The 231-nt window shown below is 52.4% G+C and carries 1 rRNA gene; it reads left to right on the forward strand.

Annotated features, from left to right (window positions below):
* A 23S ribosomal RNA gene (locus ATB74_RS23575) occupies window positions 1–231 on the forward strand; the annotation flags it as partial.

Below are 231 nucleotides of genomic sequence, written 5' to 3' on the forward strand. Positions count from 1 at the left end.
GTACTTCTTACAATTGCGATGGGGGGACGGAGAAGGCTAGGTGGGCCTGGCGACGGTTGTCCAGGTTCAAGTACGTAGGCGGGTGGTTTAGGTAAATCCGGACCGCTATTAACGCTGAGATACGATGTCGAGCTACTACGGTAGTGAAGTCATTGATGCCATGCTTCCAGGAAAAGCCTCTAAGCTTCAGATTGTAAGGAATCGTACCCCAAACCGACACAGGTGGTCGGG

This window comes from Vibrio splendidus (genome assembly GCF_001557875.1).
Lineage (GTDB): Bacteria > Pseudomonadota > Gammaproteobacteria > Enterobacterales > Vibrionaceae > Vibrio > Vibrio splendidus_F.